Annotated in this window: 17 protein-coding genes; 6 read left to right on the top strand and 11 right to left on the bottom strand. The window is 64.1% G+C overall.

The annotated features are described in order from the left end of the window. Nucleotides 1-34: 34 nt before the first annotated feature. Nucleotides 35-826 (bottom strand): gamma-glutamyl-gamma-aminobutyrate hydrolase family protein, encoded by a 792-nt coding sequence (locus tag P7A97_RS01110; protein WP_277688080.1) that lies wholly within the window; start codon nt 824-826, stop codon nt 35-37. Nucleotides 827-1182: 356 nt separating this feature from the next. Beyond that, nucleotides 1183-2109 carry a LysR substrate-binding domain-containing protein gene (locus P7A97_RS01105; RefSeq protein WP_277688079.1) on the bottom strand — a complete coding sequence of 309 codons (927 nt, stop codon included), beginning with the start codon at nt 2107-2109 and terminating at the stop codon, nt 1183-1185. Nucleotides 2110-2251: 142 nt separating this feature from the next. Here P7A97_RS01105 and P7A97_RS01100 point away from each other — a divergent pair, with 142 nt between their 5' ends. Beyond that, complete coding sequence (locus P7A97_RS01100) at nt 2252-3637, top strand: NorM family multidrug efflux MATE transporter (protein ID WP_277688078.1); 1386 nt, start codon at nt 2252-2254, stop codon at nt 3635-3637. 32 nt (nt 3638-3669) lie between these two features. On the opposite strand, the gene P7A97_RS01095 is transcribed toward P7A97_RS01100, so the two are convergent. Beyond that, nucleotides 3670-5322, bottom strand: a complete 1653-nt coding sequence (locus P7A97_RS01095) for a bifunctional diguanylate cyclase/phosphodiesterase (RefSeq protein WP_277688366.1) — start codon at nt 5320-5322, stop codon at nt 3670-3672. 315 nt (nt 5323-5637) lie between these two features. Between P7A97_RS01095 and rep the strand changes: the two genes are divergently transcribed. Both rep and P7A97_RS01085 read left to right on the top strand, forming a co-directional pair. Then, on the top strand, nt 5638-7659 hold the full coding sequence (gene rep, locus P7A97_RS01090; RefSeq protein ID WP_277688077.1) for a DNA helicase Rep: 2022 nt from the start codon (nt 5638-5640) through the stop codon (nt 7657-7659). 85 nt (nt 7660-7744) lie between these two features. Further along, nucleotides 7745-8317 carry a xanthine phosphoribosyltransferase gene (locus P7A97_RS01085; RefSeq protein WP_277688076.1) on the top strand — a complete coding sequence of 191 codons (573 nt, stop codon included), beginning with the start codon at nt 7745-7747 and terminating at the stop codon, nt 8315-8317. Nucleotides 8318-8382: 65 nt separating this feature from the next. Here the strand turns inward: P7A97_RS01085 and P7A97_RS01080 are convergent, their stop codons facing one another. From P7A97_RS01080 to dadA, 5 genes are all read right to left on the bottom strand, one after another. After that, nucleotides 8383-8805 (bottom strand): c-type cytochrome, encoded by a 423-nt coding sequence (locus P7A97_RS01080; RefSeq protein WP_347177302.1) that lies wholly within the window; start codon nt 8803-8805, stop codon nt 8383-8385. Between the two features lie 131 nt (nt 8806-8936). Continuing rightward, nucleotides 8937-9485, bottom strand: a complete 549-nt coding sequence (locus P7A97_RS01075) for a cupin domain-containing protein (protein ID WP_277688075.1) — start codon at nt 9483-9485, stop codon at nt 8937-8939. A 105-nt stretch (nt 9486-9590) separates the two neighbouring features. Further along, entirely contained in the window at nt 9591-10664 is a 1074-nt protein-coding gene (alr, locus tag P7A97_RS01070; protein WP_277688074.1) for an alanine racemase, read from the bottom strand. A 60-nt stretch (nt 10665-10724) separates the two neighbouring features. Beyond that, the gene (locus tag P7A97_RS01065) at nt 10725-11075 is read right to left on the bottom strand and encodes a RidA family protein (protein WP_277688073.1); all 351 of its coding nucleotides are present in this window, start codon (nt 11073-11075) and stop codon (nt 10725-10727) included. Beyond that, entirely contained in the window at nt 11050-12348 is a 1299-nt protein-coding gene (gene dadA, locus P7A97_RS01060) for a D-amino acid dehydrogenase (RefSeq protein ID WP_277688072.1), read from the bottom strand. Before dadA ends, P7A97_RS01065 begins: the two co-directional genes overlap by 26 nt. A 321-nt stretch (nt 12349-12669) precedes the next feature. Here dadA and dadR point away from each other — a divergent pair, with 321 nt between their 5' ends. Further along, nucleotides 12670-13158 carry a transcriptional regulator DadR gene (gene dadR / locus P7A97_RS01055; protein ID WP_277688071.1) on the top strand — a complete coding sequence of 163 codons (489 nt, stop codon included), beginning with the start codon at nt 12670-12672 and terminating at the stop codon, nt 13156-13158. Nucleotides 13159-13172: 14 nt separating this feature from the next. Here the strand turns inward: dadR and P7A97_RS01050 are convergent, their stop codons facing one another. Next, complete coding sequence (locus P7A97_RS01050) at nt 13173-13526, bottom strand: YkgJ family cysteine cluster protein (RefSeq protein ID WP_277688070.1); 354 nt, start codon at nt 13524-13526, stop codon at nt 13173-13175. 160 nt (nt 13527-13686) lie between these two features. Here P7A97_RS01050 and P7A97_RS01045 point away from each other — a divergent pair, with 160 nt between their 5' ends. Next, nucleotides 13687-15009, top strand: coding sequence for an FAD-binding oxidoreductase (locus P7A97_RS01045; protein WP_277688069.1), 1323 nt, complete (start codon nt 13687-13689; stop codon nt 15007-15009). Between the two features lie 3 nt (nt 15010-15012). Here the strand turns inward: P7A97_RS01045 and P7A97_RS01040 are convergent, their stop codons facing one another. Continuing rightward, nucleotides 15013-15249 carry a DUF1127 domain-containing protein gene (locus P7A97_RS01040; protein ID WP_277688068.1) on the bottom strand — a complete coding sequence of 79 codons (237 nt, stop codon included), beginning with the start codon at nt 15247-15249 and terminating at the stop codon, nt 15013-15015. 158 nt (nt 15250-15407) lie between these two features. Between P7A97_RS01040 and P7A97_RS01035 the strand changes: the two genes are divergently transcribed. Beyond that, the gene (locus tag P7A97_RS01035; protein WP_277688067.1) at nt 15408-16826 is read left to right on the top strand and encodes a PLP-dependent aminotransferase family protein; all 1419 of its coding nucleotides are present in this window, start codon (nt 15408-15410) and stop codon (nt 16824-16826) included. Here P7A97_RS01035 and P7A97_RS01030 read toward each other — a convergent pair. Then, nucleotides 16823-17974, bottom strand: coding sequence for an MFS transporter (locus P7A97_RS01030; RefSeq protein WP_277688066.1), 1152 nt, complete (start codon nt 17972-17974; stop codon nt 16823-16825). The genes P7A97_RS01035 and P7A97_RS01030 overlap by 4 nt on opposite strands. Nucleotides 17975-18000 lie beyond the last annotated feature (26 nt).

Here is an 18000-nt window from a genome sequence, read left to right as displayed (position 1 = left end):
GTAAAGCCGGGCTTTTTTCTTGCAGCAGGCTAAATCAGGCTGCCTGACGCTTCTGCGCACGCGCGCGGCAAGCCTCACCAAACGCCTCGAACATCCTCACTGAATCCGGGTTCTCTGCAGCCTGCCATTCCGGATGCCACTGCACGGCAAACAGGAAGGGCGACAGGCTTGGCGCGTGGAAGGCCTCGATCAGGCCATCCTCTGCGCGCGCCAGTGGCTCCAGGCCCTTGCCCAGGGTCTTGATGCCCTGCCCATGCAGGGAGTTGACGGCAATCTCTTCGCTGCCCAGGACCTTGGCCAGCCAGCTGCCGGCGGCGATACGCACTTTGTGGCTTTCGCCGTACTGCACGTCCACCGGGTCTTCCGGGTTCTCGCGATGATCATTGAAGCCTGGCTCGGCATAGACCTTCTGATACAGGTCGCCACCCAGGGCCACGTTGATTTCCTGCATGCCACGGCAGATGGCAAAGATCGGCAGGCCGCGGGCGATGGCGGCCTTGATCAGCGGCAGGTCGAACAGGTCGCGGTCGCGGTCCTGGGTTTTCTCGGGCGTGAGGTTTTCCTGACCATAGAGGGTCGGGTCGATGTTCGAGCCGGCACCGGTCAGGTACACACCATCGGCCATGTCGAGGTATTGGTCGAGGTCTTCGGTGCCGCAGCAGGTGGGCACCAGCACCGGCATGCAGCCGGCAAAATCGGTGATCGGTGTGATGTATTTGTGGGTCATCACCTGGTAGGCGTGGCCCTTGCGCTCTTGGGCGCCCATGGACATCAGTACGACGGGTTTGCGTTTCGCGTTGGAGGTTTTAGCGCTGTTGTTAGACATACGTCACCTTGGGGCAGGCTGGCCTGCCGTTGCTGTGCAGGAGGGTCGGAAGAGATCGACGCGCTACCTGTTTGGCACGGTTCCGTCTGTCGGCGGCATTGCATGCGCCTCACCTGGAGGCTTGGAAATGGAAGGTAACGAACCTCCCGCGACGGCCGCATAACAGTCGGAACCGCCCGCACAGTCTGCCCGAGCCGTAAAATATGTCAAACATTTCGAGTGAGCCTCGTTTGAAAAACAGAGCAAAGCCAGGCGCCACAAGGCCCGCTTAATGGCACCTACAGGGAGAGGGCGCTGAGAGGCGCACTCAGAAAGTCCATTATTTTTTACGCAACGCGTACGAAATACCGCATCACTCAGCTGTCGACCCACTGCACGGCCGGCAGATGCATCTGCGCCACTTCATCCAGCAAAAAGTCACGCAGCCGACGCAGCCGCTCCTCACCACGCCGCCCCTTTGGCCACACCAGGTAATAGCTGTCGCCACTGGCCACGGCACTGGGCCAGGGCAGACCGAGACGCCCCTGTTCGACGTCCTCTGCGACCATCACCAGGTCGCCGATGGATACCCCGTAGCCCCGCGCGGCCGCGACCATTCCCAATTCCAGGGTGTCGAACACCTGCCCCCCCTTTAGCGGCACCTGCTCCGCCAATCCCATGGCCTGCAGCCAGCGCCGCCAATCGCGACGATCCGGCGTCGGGTGTAACAGCTCACAGCTCTGCAACCGGGCCAGATCCCAGCGATCGTCAGTAGCGGCTTCCGGCGCACAGACCGGAATCAGCCACTCGGCGAACAGCTCGATACTTTCCCAGTCCGCCGGGAAGACACCACCGCTGCTGAGCAGCACCGCACAGTCGAAGGGCTCCTGATGGAAGTCGACCTTATCGACGTCCATCCAGGCGCTGGTCAGCTGCACTTCGATATCCGGGTTGTAGGTACGAAAACGCGACAGCCGCGCCAACAGCCAGCGCATGGTCAGGGTCGAAGGCGCCTTCAGGCGTAGGGTGGTGTCGTCGGCGCTGAGCGCGGCGCAGGCCCGTTCCAGCGCATCGAAGCCATCGCGCACCCCCGGCAGCAGCAGGCGTGCGCTTTCGCTCAGGCGCAGGTGCCGACCGGCACGCTCGAACAGGCTGCAGGCAAAGTGCTCCTCCAATGTACGAATGTGCCGGCTCACCGCACTCTGGGTAATGGCAAGCTCCTCGGCGGCACGGGTAAAGGAGGCATGGCGGGCAGCCGCCTCGAAAGCACGCAGGGCATAAAGGGGCGGCAAACGACGTGCCATGGGCGCGGCCTCCATGAGTATTAGTCATGTAAAGCATCGCATTTTTCCTTTTGTGGGTGGCACCCTGAATCCCGAAAATAAGCGGCAATCCCCTGCCAGCCGTGAAACTCTCGACGGCGCCTCTCGCTGAGCCTCACTCATCATGCCGCACTCCACCCGCCATGAGCTGGTCGCCCTGTTCCGCCTGGCCGCACCGCTGATTACTGCGCAACTGGCCCATGTGCTGATGGTGTTCACCGACACCATCATGATGGCCATGCTCGGCCCCGAAGAGCTGGCCGGCGGCGCCCTCGGCGCCACCTGCTACTACATGCTGTCGCTGTTCTGCGTCGGGGTAATGGCCGCCGTCGGCAGCCTGGTCGCCATTCGTCACGGTGCGGGCGACACCCAGGGCGTCACCCGCTTGCTGCAGAACGGCTTGTGGCTCGCCCTGCTGCTGGGGGCCGGGGGCGCCCTGTGCCTGCACGGACTCGGCCCCTTGCTGCCCTACCTGGGCCAGCAGGCCGGCAGCGTCGACTTGGCCATGGAGTTTCTTGGCCCCCTGTCGCTGGCCCTGCCCGGCTACCTGTGCTTCATGGCCTTGCGCGGTTTTACCAGCGCCATTGGCTATCCGGGCCCGGTGATGACGATCGGCGTGATCGGCGCCATCGCCAACTTCGTTATCAATTATGCGCTGATCAAGGGCTGGTTCGGCCTGCCCAGTCTGGGCTTGAGCGGTATCGGCATGACCACCGCCCTGGTCAGCACCGCCATGGCCCTGGCCCTGGGTCTGTACATCCTGCGCTCGCGGGCCTACCGCCAGTACAGGCTGCTGCGCGGCCCGCTGCGCCCACGCAGGACCGAGATGGGCGCACTGCTACGCCTGGGCCTGCCGATTGGCGGCACCTACGCAGCCGAACAGGGCCTGTTTACCTTCGCCACCCTGTGCATGGGCGCCCTCGGCAGTGTGCAACTGGCAGCCCACCAGATCGCCATCCAGGCGGTGACACTGGCCTTCATCCTGCCGCAGGGGCTGTCCTACGCGGTGACCTTCCGCGTCGGTCAGCATTACGGTGCCGGCCGCCTGGCCGAGGTGCGCCGTGCCGGACGCCTGGGCATCGCCAGCGGCGCCTGTTGCATGCTGCTGTTCGCCCTGCTGTTCTGGCTGGCGCCGGAGTATGTGGTGGGGCTGTTCGTCGACCGCAGCGACCCGGCGTTCGCCGAGATCGTCAGCCTGGCCGTAAGCCTGCTGGCCGTTGCCGCACTGTTCGAGTTGTTCGACGGTACGCAGAGCATCGCCATGGGCACCATCCGCGGTCTGGGCGACGGCAAGACCACCCTGCTCGTCGGCCTCGGCTGCTACTGGTTGATCGGCATTCCGCTGGCCTGGACCCTGGCCTTCCCGCTCGGCTGGGGTGCCCATGGCATCTGGTGGGGCCTGGCTGGCGGGCTGGCCTGCGCGGCCATCGCGCTGACCCTGGGCTTCGAGTGGAAGAGCGCGCGCCTGCTGCCGCCGCAACCTGCCCAGGGCGCCACCTGCCTGTCGTAGCGCCTCAGTTGGGCTTCGCGAAACCGCCGCGCCTACGAAGGCGTGCCTGCCAGCAGCGGCTGGCGCATGCCGAATACCAGAAAACGCGCCAGTTCGGTCAGTGGCAACGGCTTGCTGATCAGGTAACCCTGCACTTGGTCGCAACCGAACTGGCGCAGCAGGGCCAGCTGTTCGGCGTTTTCCACACCCTCGGCAACCACCTGCAGATGAAGGTTGTGCGCCAGATTGATCATGGCCCTGACCAGCTGGCGGTTCTCCGCGCGCTCGCCCATGCCGCCGACGAAGCTCTTGTCGATCTTCAGCAGGGTGATCGGCAGGTTGTTGAGGTGCACGAAGGAGGAGAAGCCGGTACCGAAGTCGTCCAGGGAAAAGCGCACACCCAGCCGGCCGAGCGCCTGCATGGTCTGCTGGACCTGCTCGCTGCGGCGCATCACCGCCGTTTCGGTCAGCTCGAACTCCAGCCGCTCGGCATCCACGCCGCGTTCTTCGATCAGGCGGCTCAACGTCGGCAGCAGCTGGCTGTCCTGGAACTGGCGGAACGACAGGTTGACCGCCATGTGCAGCGCCGGCAGACCACGCCCACGCAGCCACTGCATGTCGCGCAGGGCGCGGGAGATCACCCAGTAGCCGAGCGGCACGATCAGCCCGCTCTCCTCGGCCAGCGGCACGAATTCGTCCGGGCCGAGCAGGCCGCGCTGCTCATGGCGCCAACGCACCAGCGCCTCCAAACCGAGGATGCGGCCGCTCTGCAGACACAGACGCGGCTGGTAGTGCAGCTCCAGCTCGTCACGACGCAGCGCGCGGCGCAGCTCGCTTTCCAGGTCGGCCTTGCTGCGCGCGCCACCGTGCACGCGCTCGTCATAGAGATGAAAGGTGCACCCCTGCACCGCCTTGGCCTGCTGCATGGCGATGTGCGCGTGCCACATCAGCGGGTCGGCGGCCAGACCAGCGCGCGCGTAAGTCAGACCCAGGCTGCAGCCGAGCAGCAGGCTCTCGCCATCCAGCCAGTAGGGTTCGGACAGCGCCTCGACGATACGCTCGGCCAGGCGCTCGGCACGGCGCGGGTCACGACGGGTGTCGACGAGCAGGGCGAACTCGTCGCTGCCGAGCCGTGCCAGGCTATCACCGGCGTCCAGCTGCGCCTTGAGCCGCGCCACCACCTGCAGGATCAGGCGGTCACCGGCTTGGTAGCCGAGGGCATCGTTGACATGTTTGAAGTTGTCCAGATCGAGATGCCCCAGGGCCAGACCGCGCCCCTGGTATTCGGCCAGGCGCCCGGCCAGCAGGGCCTGGAAACCCTGTCGATTGGCGATGCCCGTCAGCACATCCTGCTCGGCCAGGCGCTGCAGGGCCCCTTGCAGGCGTGCACGCTCACCGGCATAGCGCAGGCAGCGGCGCAGCACCTCATCGCTCAGCTGGCTGCGTACCAGCCAGTCGTAGGCATCGGCAGGCGGCTCCATGGGCTCATGATCGAGCAGCAGCACCATGGGCAAGGAACAACAACCGGGCGCTGGCTGGCAGGCAGGAGTGGTGAGCAACAGGGCGGGGACATCGTCATCGAACAGGCTACTGGCGGCAGTCCAGCTTGGCGCGGTGATCAGCGGCCAGGCAGCATCCAGACTGGTCAGTCGTGCGCGCAGCAGGGTCGCCCATTCCGGCGTTTCGGCCAGCAGGATCAGGCGCATGGATTCAGCAAGCGCAGACACATGAACTCCCCAAGGTCGACAAGACAGACTCACTCCGTCTGCATGCGCCGTTATTCGGCGTTCTCTTCCTGCCCCGTCCTTGTGCAGCTTTCGCGCATCCTGAGGGAAACACATAGCAGCGACAACCGGGGGGATACGGAACAATCGTACATGATCTTTTAAAATAGTGACTTAGCACACAATCCTTATGCTTTTTATTCAAAACCGCCCGTGCCGTACAGCGGTCGGCCCGCGTCCCGCAGCCGACCGCCGGCTGTTAGAATGCCGCCTCTTTTTCTGATCAATTCCTTTGCCATGTCCCGACTCAACCCTCGGCAGCAAGAGGCCGTGAACTACGTCGGCGGCCCACTATTGGTGCTCGCCGGCGCCGGCTCCGGCAAAACCAGCGTGATCACCCGCAAGATCGCCTACCTGGTGCAGCAGTGCGGCATCCAGGCCCGTCATATCGTCGCCATGACCTTCACCAACAAGGCCGCCCGCGAGATGAAGGAGCGTGTCGGCACCCTGCTCAAGGGCGCCGAGGCACGCGGCCTGACCGTGTCCACCTTCCACAACCTGGGCATGAACATCATCCGCAAGGAATACGCCCGCCTGGGCTACAAACCCGGCTTCTCGATCTTCGACGACGGCGACATCAAGGCCCTGCTGACCGACATCATGCAGAAGGAATACGCCGGCGATGACGGTGCCGACGAGATCAAGAACTACATCGACAGCTGGAAGAACGACCTGATCCTGCCGGACGAGGCCCTGGCCAATGCCCGTGGCCCCAAGGAGCAGACCGCCGCCATCGTCTACCTGCACTACCAGCGCACGCTCAAGGCGTACAACGCGGTGGACTTCAACGACCTGATCCTGCTGCCGGTGAAGCTGTTCCAGGAACACGCCGACATCCTCGAGAAGTGGCAGAACCGCATCCGCTACCTGCTGGTCGACGAATACCAGGACACCAACGCCAGCCAGTACCTGCTGGTGAAACTGCTGGTGGGCATGCGCCACCAGTTCACCGTGGTTGGCGACGACGACCAGTCGATCTACGCCTGGCGCGGCGCCCGGCCGGAGAACCTCAACCTGCTCAAGGAAGACTATCCGTCGCTGAAAGTGGTGATGCTGGAGCAGAACTACCGCTCTACCAGCCGCATCCTCAAGTGCGCCAACATCCTCATCGCCAACAACCCACACGTGTTCGAGAAGCAGCTGTGGTCGGAAATGGGCGTCGGCGACGAGATCCGCGTGATCCGCACGCGCAACGAGGATGCCGAATGCGAGCGGGTGGCGCTGGAAATTCTCACCGAGCACCTGCGCACCCAGCGCCCGTACAGCGATTTCGCCATCCTCTACCGCGGCAACTACCAGGCCAAGCTGATGGAGCTGAAGCTGCAGCACCATCAGATTCCCTATCGCCTGTCCGGCGGTACCAGCTTCTTCGCCCGCCAGGAGGTGAAGGACCTGATGAGCTACTTCCGCCTGCTGGTCAACCCGGACGACGACAACGCCTACCTGCGGGTGATCAACGTGCCGCGCCGCGAGATCGGCTCGGCGACCCTGGAGAAGCTCGGCAACTACGCCAGCGAGCGCGGCATCTCGATGTACGCCGCCAGCGACGAACTGGGCCTCGGCGAGCTGCTCGACGCCCGCTATACCGAGCGCCTGTCGCGCTTCAAGCGCTACATGGACAAGATCCGCGAACTCTGTGCCGGCAATGACCCGATCGGCGCCATCCGCAGCATGATCATGGACATCGACTACGAAAACTGGCTGCGCCAGAACGCCTCCAGCGACAAGGTCGCCGAGGCGCGCATGGGCAACGTCTGGTTCCTGGTCGAAGCGCTGAAGAACACCCTCGACAAGGATGAAGAGGGCGACATGACCATCGAGGACGCCATTGGCAAGCTGGTCCTGCGCGACATGCTGGAGCGCCAGCAGGAAGAAGAGGAAGGCGCCGAGGGCGTGCAGATGATGACCATGCACGCCTCCAAGGGCCTGGAATTCCCCTCGGTGTACATCATCGGCTTCGAGGAGGAAATCCTACCGCACCGCTCCAGCATCGAGGCCGACACCATCGAGGAAGAACGCCGGCTGGCCTATGTCGGCATCACCCGCGCCAAACGCAACCTGACGCTGACCTTCGCCGCCAAGCGCAAGCAGTACGGCGAGATCATCGACTGCTCGCCGAGCCGCTTCCTTGACGAACTGCCGCCGGAAGACCTGGTCTGGGAAGGCCAGGAAGACGCGCCGGTCGAAGTCAAAGCCGCGCGCGGCAACGACGCCCTGGCCAATATGCGGGCACTGCTAAAACGCCCGGCAGGCTCGTAAAATACCGTTACTTCGTAGCCCGGATGCAGTCCGGGGAAACCGTCCCGGATTGCATCCGGGCTACGTTCAGCATGAGGACCACCGCGTGGAAGCGCTGAAACAGAAAATTCGCGAAATGGGGACCGTGTTGTCGGACCAGGTGCTGAAGGTCGACGCCTTCCTCAACCACCAGATCGACCCGGCGTTGATGCAGAAAGTCGGTCACGAGTTCGCCGAGCGCTACCGCGCCCAGGGCGTGACCAAGATCGTCACCATCGAGGCCTCCGGCATCGCACCGGCGATCATGGCCGGCCTGGAACTGGGCGTACCGGTAATTTTCGCTCGCAAGTTCCAGTCGCTGACGCTGAAGAGCGAACTGCTGATCTCCAAGGTGTTCTCCTTCACCAAGCAGACCGAGAGCACCATTGCCATCTCCGCCAAACACCTGAGCGCGGCAGATCATGTGCTCATCATCGATGACTTCCTTGCCAACGGCCACGCCGCCAAGGCGCTGATCGACCTGATCCAGCAGGCCGGAGCAAGCATCGCGGGTCTCGGCATCGTCATCGAAAAGTCCTTCCAGGACGGCCGCAAGCTGCTGGAAAACGAAGGCTATCGCGTTGAGTCGCTGGCCCGCGTCGCCTCGCTGGAGGGCGGCCAGGTACACTTCCTCGACTGAACCGCCACACGCAGAAACGACAAAGCCGCCCGCAGGCGGCTTTGCAATGAACAGCGCTGGCGCCGTTAGAGTCCCGACATCTTCTTGATGGCGGCCATCAGCTCGTCGTCCGAGCAATCGGCACAGGTGCCTTTCGGCGGCATGGCGTTGATGCCGGAAATAGCCTTGGCCAGCAGGCCATCCAGACCACCCTGCTCGTCGGCGCGCTTCTTCCAGTCGGCAGTATCGCCAACCTTCGGCGCACCCAGCACACCGGCGTTGTGGCAGGCGCCACAGTGAGCGGTGATCACGTCGTCGGCCGACTTGGCACCACCACCAGCGGCAACGGCTACGGCACCGACGCCTTTGCATTCCTCACCCTGGATGCAGACCTCACCCACCGGCTTGATGCGCTCGGCGATGTCGTCGTTGGTCGCAGCCTGAGCGCTCACAGCCCACAGGGCCAATACGGCAGCTTGAGCCGCCAGGATCTTTTTGATCAGAGTCACGGTACACCCTCATTGGCTATTCACGCCCGCGGCCACGGTTTCGCAGGCGGGCGCCAGTATAACGGTTAGGTCGCCAGGCCGAAACAACCCAACTTGTCGCAGGGGCATCGCCTGCGACAGGCGACGTATTGTCAGAAATTGGCCGGCGTGGTGGCACTGATCAGCCGCGCCGGCTTGTCATAGGGATTACGGAAGCGGTGCGGCTTGGTGCTATCAAAGTAATAGCTGTCGCCCGGCTCCAGCACGAACACCTCGCTGCCCACGGTCAGCTCGAGGCGCCCGTCGACCAGCATGCCGGCCTCCTCGCCATCATGATTAAGCATCTCGTCGCCGGTATCGGTGCCCGGCGGATAGATCTCGTCAAGGAAGGTGATCGTGCGATTGGGATGCGCCTTGCCAATCAGCTTCATGGTCACGGCGCCACTGGAAAGGTCGGTCAGCTCGTTGGCCCGATAGACCACTTGAGTCTGGTTGTCCTGCTCCAGGTCAAGTGAGAAAAACTCCACCAGCGACATGGGAATGCCGCCAAGCACCTTTTTCAGCGAGCTGATCGAGGGGCTCACGCTGTTCTTCTCGATCATCGAAATGGTGCTATTGGTGACGCCCGCCCGCTTGGCGAGCTCACGCTGGGATAGGCCTTTGAGTTTGCGTATAGATTGCAGTCGAACACCGACGTCCAATGCGGGAATCCTCCTTGGGGAACAGGCACGGTTGGTTCGCCGTATCATGGCAACAGTGTTCAGTATTTACAACACAACGTCCGCAATTAGCTTGCAGACGGGCCGCTAGCCCCCGGAATAGAGGCGTGGCACCCGCTTCAGATTGCAGAACAACTGGTAGGGGATGCTGCCGCAACCATAAGCCACATCGCTGGCCAGCACCTCACGCCCCCACAATTCGACCCGGCTGCCGAGCCCAGCCTGGGGCAGATCGGTAAGGTCGACGGTGAGCATGTCCATCGATACCCGGCCAATCAGGCGCGTGCGCACACCGTCGACCAGGACAGGCGTGCCAGTCGCAGCATGCCGCGGGTAGCCGTCGGCATAGCCCATGGCGACCACGCCGACGCGGGTTGGGCGCTCGGCGACGAAGCGTGCGCCATAACCCACCGGCTCCCCGGCCGGCAGCTCGCGCACACTGATGATTTTCGACTCAAGGGTCATTACCGGCTTGAGCCGCGCCGCCTGCGCCTGGGGCTGCTCGAAGGGGGTAGCACCGTAGAGCATGATGCCCGGGCGCACCCAGTCACTGGGCACGCTCGGCCAGCCGAGGATGGCCGGCGAGTTGCGCAGGCTGACCTCGGCCTGCAGCTCGCCGCGCGCCTGCTGAAAAATGTCCAGCTGCTCGGCGCTGCGCGGGCAGTCCAGCTCGTCGGCACGGGCGAAATGGCTCATCAGCACGATCTTCTCGACCTTACCACTGGCCTGCAGACGGGCATGAGCGTCGCGGTACTCAGCCGGATGCAGGCCGACACGGTGCATGCCCGAATCCAGCTTGAGCCACACCCGCAACGGGCGCGACAGGCGGGCCTGCTCGATAGCCTCGACCTGCCAGGGCGCGTGCACCACGCACCACAGCTGGTGCTGATCGATCAGGCTCAGTTCGCTGGCTTCGAAGAAGCCTTCGAGCAGCAGGATCGGTGCACGAATGCCGGCATAACGCAGCTCCAGCGCCTCTTCGATGCAGGCCACGGCGAATCCGTCAGCTTCTGCCTCGAGCGCCTGGGCGCAGCGCACCGCGCCGTGGCCATAGGCGTCGGCCTTGACCACCGCCAGGGCCCTGGCGCCGCTGACCTCACGGGCGAGGCGATAGTTGTGACGCAGGGCTTCGAGGTCGATCAGGGCTCGGGCGGGACGCATGGCGGCTACTTCATTCGGTTAAAAAAAGCCCGGCGGGGGTGCCGGGCAAGTCAGGGTTGCTCAGTTCTGCGCGGCGACGACCATCATCTCCACCAGCACGCGCGGGTCGTACAGCTTGGCTTCGACGCAGGCACGGGCCGGGGCTGCGCCCTCGGCGACCCAGGCATCGTAGACCTCGTTCATGCCGGCATAGTCGGCCATGTCCTTGAGGTAGATGGTCACCGACAAGATCTTCGACTTGTCGCTGCCGGCCTCGGCCAGGAAACGGTCGATGTTGGCCAGGGTCTGGCGGGTCTGCTCACGGATATCGCCGTCGTAGTCGTCAGCCAGCTGGCCGGCCAGGTGGACCACGCCGTTGTGGATGACGATTTCGCTGAAGCGCTTCTCAGTGCGCAGGCGCTGGATGGACATGCTTGTGAGTCTCCTTGGTCTTGCCGTAACGGGAAATATCCAGGCCTTCAGCGCTGATCTGCGGGCGCTTGTTGGCCATCAGGTCGGCGAGGAAGCGGCCGGAGCCGCAGGCCATGGTCCAGCCAAGGGTACCGTGCCCGGTATTGAGGAACAGGTTGCGATAGGCGGTACCGCCCACGATCGGCGTGCCGTCCGGGGTGGCCGGTCGCAGGCCGGTCCAGAACTCGGCCTGCTTGAGGTCGCCACCCTGGGGATAGAGATCGCCAGTGATCATCTCCAGGGTTTCGCGACGAGCCGGATTGAGGCTCAGGTCGAAACCGGCGATCTCGGCCATGCCGCCGACACGGATGCGGTTGTCGAAACGGGTGATGGCGACCTTGTAGGTCTCGTCGAGGATGGTCGAGCTCGGTGCCATATCCGGGTTGGTGATCGGCACGGTCAGCGAGTAGCCCTTGAGCGGGTAGACCGGCGCCTTGATGCCCAGCGGCTTGAGCAGTTGCGGGCTGTAGCTACCGAGGGCCAGCACGTAGCGGTCGGCCGTTTCCAGCTTGCCGTCGATCCACACGCCGTTGATACGGTCACCGGCGGCATCCAGACGCTCGATGTTCTGCCCGAAGCGGAACTCGACGCCCAGCGCCTGGGCCATGTCGGCCAGCTTGCGGGTGAACATCTGGCAGTCGCCGGTCTGGTCGTTGGGCAGACGCAACGCGCCGGCCAGCTTATGCTTGACGCTGGCCAGGGCCGGCTCGACACGGGCGATGGCGTCACGATCGAGCAGCTCGAACGGCACGCCGGAGGCTTCCAGCACAGCGATGTCCTTGCCCGCGTTGTCGACCTGAGCCTGGGTGCGGAACAGCTGAGTGGTGCCGAGCTGGCGGCCTTCGTAGGCGATGCCGGTCTCGGCGCGCAGCTCGTCGAGGCAGTCGCGGCTGTACTCGGACAGCCGCACCATGCGCTCCTTGTTCACCGCGTAGCGGGCGGCGGTGCAGTTGCGCAGCATCTGTGCCATCCACAGGTACTGGTCGATATCGGCAGTGGCCTTGATCGCCAGGGGTGCGTGCTTCTGCAGCAGCCACTTGATGGCCTTCAGCGGCACGCCTGGGGCGGCCCAGGGCGAGGCGTAGCCCGGCGACACCTGGCCGGCGTTGGCAAAGCTGGTTTCCAGGGCCGGACCGTTCTGGCGGTCGACCACCACAACCTCGAAGCCGGCACGAGCCAGATAGTAGGCACTGGCGGTACCGATCACACCGCTGCCGAGCACCAGAACACGCATCTTTGCCTCCCCGCCGCAGGCTAGCCTGCGAGCGTTTGTTATTTTGACCATAGATGGGCGAAGTATAGAAACTCGGCGACAGAAATATTCACTATATAAATGTCTAATTTCGGCGTTTGATCTTGATTCAGAGCCATTAAACAGGACTCAAGCAGACGATATGGCTGGAATTAAAGCCTATTGGCAGTGAATTATCCCGCCACTTAACGACACTGAAGAAGGACAGACGGAGCCGATCTGCCGCAGTGTTTTTCGCCATACCCGACGCTATATTGGCCGATGAACTCCGGCGCATGCTGCGCCCAACCAGAGACTTTCCCTATGCGCACCCAACATCAAAGCCGCCGCGAACTGGACAAGATCGACCGCAACATCCTGCGCATCCTGCAGGAGGATGGCCGCATCAGCTTCACCGAACTGGGCGAGCGGGTTGGCCTGTCCACCACGCCCTGCACCGAGCGGGTCCGGCGCCTGGAGCGCGAGGGGATCATCATGGGCTACCACGCCCGCCTCAATCCGCAGCAGCTCAAGGCCAGCCTGCTGGTGTTCGTCGAGATCAGCCTGGACTACAAGTCCGGCGATACCTTCGAGGAGTTCCGCCGCGCCGTACTCAAGCTGCCGCACGTGCTGGAGTGCCACCTGGTGTCCGGCGACTTCGACTATCTGGTAAAGGCGCGCATCAACGAAATGGCCAGCTACCGCAAGCTGCTTGGTGACATCCTGCTCAAGCTGCCACATGTACGTGAGTCGAAGAGCTATATCGTCATGGAGGAAGTGAAGGAGTCGCTGACCCTGCCGCTGCCCGAGTGAGGCTCGCAGCCTGGCTAGACCAGGCGCTGGCGGGTACTGGCAATCAAGCGGTGCACCTGCTGTTCGACCTCAGCCGCCACCGGCTCCTCAGGTCCGCGCCCGCGCGGGCAAGGCAAGCTCGGCGTAGTGCCGAACAGGCGACAGATCAGCGGACGCTCCTCATACACCGTGCATCCCTGCGGCCCGAGGTGCACACAGTTGAATTCGGCCAGCGCAGCATCGTGCTCGGCCTCGCTCTTGACCGGCAGCCGCGCCAGCTCCTCCGCGGAGGCCGTGACCGGACCGCAACAATCGTGACAGCCTGGCTCACAGGCGAAACCCGGGATCTGCCGGCGCAGGTAACTGATCTGGCGATTGATGCAACTCATGTGTAGCTCCGACACGGCTTGTGCACAGTGTATTCGAGGGCTCCAGCGCTCGCCCGCGAGCAGAGGAGGAACAGTTTTTCCCGCCAGCCTCTTGGCGAGCCCCGCGGGCCGCGCTTATCCTGCGTTAAATTTTAACAACACCTCACTCAGGATTTCGCACATGAACGCCCGGCTCAACCAGCCCGTACACAGTGACCAACATGCCGCCTCCTACTACGCGGCCACGGTCAACCGTCAGCTGGCGCAGCCGCCCCTGAGTGGCGAACAGATCGCCGATGTGTGCATCGTCGGTGGCGGTTTCACCGGCCTCAATACCGCCATCGAACTGGCCAAAAAGGGCCTGTCGGTCGTCCTGCTGGAGGCCCACCTGATTGGCTGGGGCGCCAGCGGTCGCAACGGCGGCCAGCTGATTCGCGGCGTCGGCCATGGTGTCGAACAGTTCGAGAATGTGATCGGTAGCGACGGCGTGCGTCAGCTCAAGCTGATGGGCCTGGAGGCAGTGGAGATGGTTCGCCAGCGCGTCGAGGAGTTCCAGATCGACTGCGACCTGACCTGGGGCTACTGCGACCTGGCCAACAAGCCGGCCCACCTGGAAGGCTTCGCCGAAGACAAGGCCGAACTGGAAAGCCTGGGCTATCGCCACGAGTTGCGCCTGCTGCAACCCGGCCAGATGCACGAAGTGGTCGGCTCCAACCAGTACTGCGGCGGCATGATCGACATGGGCTCCGGCCACCTGCACCCGCTCAATCTGGCCCTCGGCGAAGCGACCGCCGCGCTGTCGCTGGGCGTGAAGCTGTTCGAGCATTCGCCTGTCACTCGCATCGACCACGGCCCCGAGGTCAAGGTACATACCGCCCAGGGCGTGGTGCGGGCGAAGAACCTGGTGCTGGCCTGCAATGCCTACCTCAACGGCCTCGACCCGACCCTGGGTGGCAAGGTGCTGCCGGCCGGCAGCTATGTGATCGCCACCGAGCCGCTGGGCGCGGAGCGCGCACGCAAGCTGATCCCGCAGAACATGGCGCTGTGCGACCAGCGTGTGGCACTGGACTATTACCGCCTGTCCGCCGACAACCGCCTGCTGTTCGGCGGTGCCTGCCACTATTCCGGGCGCGATCCGGCAGACATTGCCGCCTATATGCGCCCGAAAATGCTGAAAGTCTTCCCGGAACTGGCCGATGTGCGCATCGACTTCCAGTGGGGCGGCATGATCGGCATCGGCGCCAACCGCCTGCCGCAAATCGGTCGCCTGAAAGACAAGCCCAACGTGTTCCACGCCCAGGCCTACGCCGGCCACGGCGTCAACGCCACCCACCTGGCCGGCAAACTGCTGGCCGAGGCCATTGCCGGCCAGAGCGGCGGCCAGTTCGAACTGTTCGACAAGGTGCCGCACATGACCTTCCCCGGCGGCCGTTACTTCCGCTCGCCACTGCTGGCGCTGGGCATGGGCTGGTATCGCCTCAAGGAAGCACTCGGCCTGGTCTGACGCTCAATCGCGCCACAGGGTCCAGAACGGGCGCTCGGCCTCGCCGAGCGCCTGCGCCCGGGTCAGGCCGATATCGCGCAGCTGCTCGTCGCTCAGGCGCAGCAACTCCCTGCGAGAACTCAGCCGCCGGGAGAAGGCGCGCCAATGCCCCAGCAGCATCAACGCACTGGCCAGCAGGCTCGCCTTGCCTGCGCCAAGCTGCGGCACCAACTCCTCATTACGCTCGTAGGGGGGCGACATGACTCTCTCCTTGCAGCTACCTGGATGGAGAGCCATGATGCAGAACGCTGAAATCAGGATACAGATTCAAGAAATGGTCTTTTCAGCCATACAGATTGCATAGAACCCCATCTGAATCCTGATTTTTCTCTGCATCTGTATGGCCAACGGAACCGGACATGCTTTATCGCCATCTCGCCGAGATACTCGGCGAGCGCATCGAACAGGGGCTGTATCGCCCCGGCGACCGCCTGCCCTCGGTACGCGCCCTCAGCCAGGAGCACGGCGTCAGTCTGAGCACCGTGCAGCAGGCCTATCGCCAACTGGAAGATCAGGGCCTGGTCACACCACGCCCCAAATCCGGCTATTTCGTCCCGGCCAGCCGCCACGCCCCCGCACTGCCCGAGGTCAATCACACCGTGCAGCGCCCGGTCGAGATCTCCCAGTGGGATCAGGTGCTGGAACAGATCGGCAGCGCCCCGGACGAGCGCATGATCCAGCTGGGCCGCGGCCGCCCGGATATCAGCAGTCCGACCCTCAAGCCTCTGCTGCGCGCGCTGTCGCGCCTGAGCCGACGCCAGGACCTGCGCGGCCTGACTTACGGCAGCATCTATGGCGACCGCGGCCTGCGCGAGCAGATCTCGCGCCTGCTGCTGGACTCCGGCTGCCATATCGGTGCCGATGAGATTGTCATCACCACCGGTTGCCACGAAGCGCTGTCGGCGGCGATCCGCGCCATCTGCGAGCCTGGCGACATCGTCGCAGTGGACTCGCCGAGCTTTCACGGGGTGATGCAGGCGCTCAAGGGCTTTGGCATGAAGGCCCTGGAACTGCCCAGCGACCCGCTCACCGGCATCAACCTGCAAGCCCTGCAGCTGGCCCTGGAGCAGTGGCCGATCAAGGCCATCCAGCTCACCCCGACCTGCAACAACCCGCTCGGCTACATCATGCCGGAGGCCAACAAGCGCGCCCTGCTGACCCTGGCCCAACGCTATGACGTGGCGATCATCGAGGACGATGTGTATGGCGAGCTGGCCTACCGCTACCCGCGCCCGCGCACCATCAAGTCGTTCGACGAGGATGGCCGCGTACTGCTGTGCAGCTCCTTTTCCAAGACCCTGGCGCCCGGCCTGCGCATCGGCTGGATCGCCCCCGGCCGCTACCGCGAGCGGGTGCTGCACATGAAGTACATGGGCACCGGCTCCACCGCCCAGCTGCCGCAGCTGGCGCTGGCCGAGTTCATCGCCGGCGGCCACTACGAGCCGCACCTGCGGCGCATGCGCGCGCAGTATCAGCGTGGCCGCGACCTGATGATCGACTGGGTGACCCGCTACTTCCCGAACTCAGTGAAGATCAGCCAGCCGCAGGGCAGCTTCATGCTCTGGCTGGAGCTGCCCGAACACTTCGACAGCCACCGTCTCAACCGCGAGCTGCAGCCACAGGGTGTGCAAGTGGCCACCGGCAGCATCTTTTCCGCCTCCGGCAAGTTCCGTAACTGCCTGCGCCTGAACTACGCCGCGCCGCCCGACGCCAGCATCGAACACGCCGTGCGCCTGGTCGGCGAGACCGCCAGGCGCCTGCTGGAAAAGGCGAACTAGCCGCCCTGCACCTGAGGGTCGGCCGCGATATCGGGCCGTCGATAGGTCAACCAGACAAAAACGGCCGCACCCACCGCCATCAGCAGCGGCAGAGCATGCCCAGTCAGCCACTGGCTCAGCGCCCCGGTGAGCAGCGGGCCAATCAGGCAACCAAGCCCCCAGAGCTGCGAAACATGGGCATTGGCCCGAACCAGCTCATCGTCACGGTACAGCTCGCCAATCAGAATCAGCGACAAGGTGAACAGGCCGCCCGCGCTAGCCCCGAACAGCACCCACAGCGGCCAGATCAGTGGCGTATGCAGCAGCAGTGGTATTGCCAGGCTGGAAACCAGCAGCACCAGGCCGCAACTGCGGAACAGGGTTCGCCGCGACATATGGTCCGCCAGCCAGCCAATCGGCAGTTGCAGTACGGCATCGCCCACCACCACCACACTGACCATCAGCAACGCCACTTCCTGGGTGAAGCCTTCACGCAAGCCGTAGATCGGCAGCAAAGTCAGCATCATCGCCTCGAAGGCCGCGAACAGCATCACCGCCCAGGCGATGGTCGGCAAACGCGTACAAAACCCCCACAGCCCCCGCCCGGAAGCGCTATGTGCATCGACCCGGGGCGCCCCGCTGCGCCCCAGCAGCACCAGGGAACCGAAGATCAGCAGGCCCGTACCCGTCCAGAAACCCAGGTCATTGCCGGTTCCCAGCACACTGAGCAACAGCGGCCCGGAGAGCTGACTCAGCGCATAGCCCGTGCCATACAGCGCCACCAGACGGCCCCGCCACTGTTCCACCGCCAACTGGTTGATCCAGCTTTCGCCAAGGATGAACACCACCGTTAACGCCACACCGAGGAACAGGCGCAGCCCCAGCCAAACCGGGTAGTGCTGCACCAGCGCCAGCAGCGCCACCGACACCGCACCGAGCAGCAGACACAACTGCATCACCAGGGTGGTACCAAAACGCCCAGCCAGGCGCCCCGCCAGCAGGGCGCCGAGCAGTACGCCAATCGCCGGGGTCGCCGCCATGACACCGATCGCGAAGTTGCCATAGCCCCAGCTTTCCAGGCGCAACGACACCAATGGCATGGTCACGCCCAATGCCAGACCGATACTGATCACCGCGGCACAAACCGCGAAATAGGTACCCCAACGCATAGCCAGAATCCTTTGCGGCAAAGCAA

The sequence above is a fragment of the Pseudomonas sp. GOM6 genome (assembly GCF_029537485.1).
Classification (GTDB): domain Bacteria; phylum Pseudomonadota; class Gammaproteobacteria; order Pseudomonadales; family Pseudomonadaceae; genus Aquipseudomonas.
This window is presented reverse-complemented; position numbering and strand designations above follow the sequence as displayed.

Bases quoted from the DNA above. Each gene is read 5' to 3' on its own strand.
- P7A97_RS01065 (WP_277688073.1), bottom strand. From the start codon at position 11,075: ATGTCCATCCAGCGCCTGCGCACTGAGAAGCGCTTCAGCGAAATCGTC.
- alr (WP_277688074.1), bottom strand. From the start codon at position 10,664: ATGCGTCCCGCCCGAGCCCTGATCGACCTCGAAGCCCTGCGTCACAAC.
- rep (WP_277688077.1), top strand. From the start codon at position 5,638: ATGTCCCGACTCAACCCTCGGCAGCAAGAGGCCGTGAACTACGTCGGC.
- dadR (WP_277688071.1), top strand. From the start codon at position 12,670: ATGCGCACCCAACATCAAAGCCGCCGCGAACTGGACAAGATCGACCGC.
- P7A97_RS01040 (WP_277688068.1), bottom strand. From the start codon at position 15,249: ATGTCGCCCCCCTACGAGCGTAATGAGGAGTTGGTGCCGCAGCTTGGC.
- P7A97_RS01110 (WP_277688080.1), bottom strand. From the start codon at position 826: ATGTCTAACAACAGCGCTAAAACCTCCAACGCGAAACGCAAACCCGTC.
- P7A97_RS01100 (WP_277688078.1), top strand. From the start codon at position 2,252: ATGCCGCACTCCACCCGCCATGAGCTGGTCGCCCTGTTCCGCCTGGCC.
- P7A97_RS01030 (WP_277688066.1), bottom strand. From the start codon at position 17,974: ATGCGTTGGGGTACCTATTTCGCGGTTTGTGCCGCGGTGATCAGTATC.
- P7A97_RS01105 (WP_277688079.1), bottom strand. From the start codon at position 2,109: ATGGCACGTCGTTTGCCGCCCCTTTATGCCCTGCGTGCTTTCGAGGCG.
- P7A97_RS01035 (WP_277688067.1), top strand. From the start codon at position 15,408: ATGCTTTATCGCCATCTCGCCGAGATACTCGGCGAGCGCATCGAACAG.
- P7A97_RS01050 (WP_277688070.1), bottom strand. From the start codon at position 13,526: ATGAGTTGCATCAATCGCCAGATCAGTTACCTGCGCCGGCAGATCCCG.
- P7A97_RS01095 (WP_277688366.1), bottom strand. From the start codon at position 5,322: ATGCGCCTGATCCTGCTGGCCGAAACGCCGGAATGGGCGACCCTGCTG.
- dadA (WP_277688072.1), bottom strand. From the start codon at position 12,348: ATGCGTGTTCTGGTGCTCGGCAGCGGTGTGATCGGTACCGCCAGTGCC.
- P7A97_RS01045 (WP_277688069.1), top strand. From the start codon at position 13,687: ATGAACGCCCGGCTCAACCAGCCCGTACACAGTGACCAACATGCCGCC.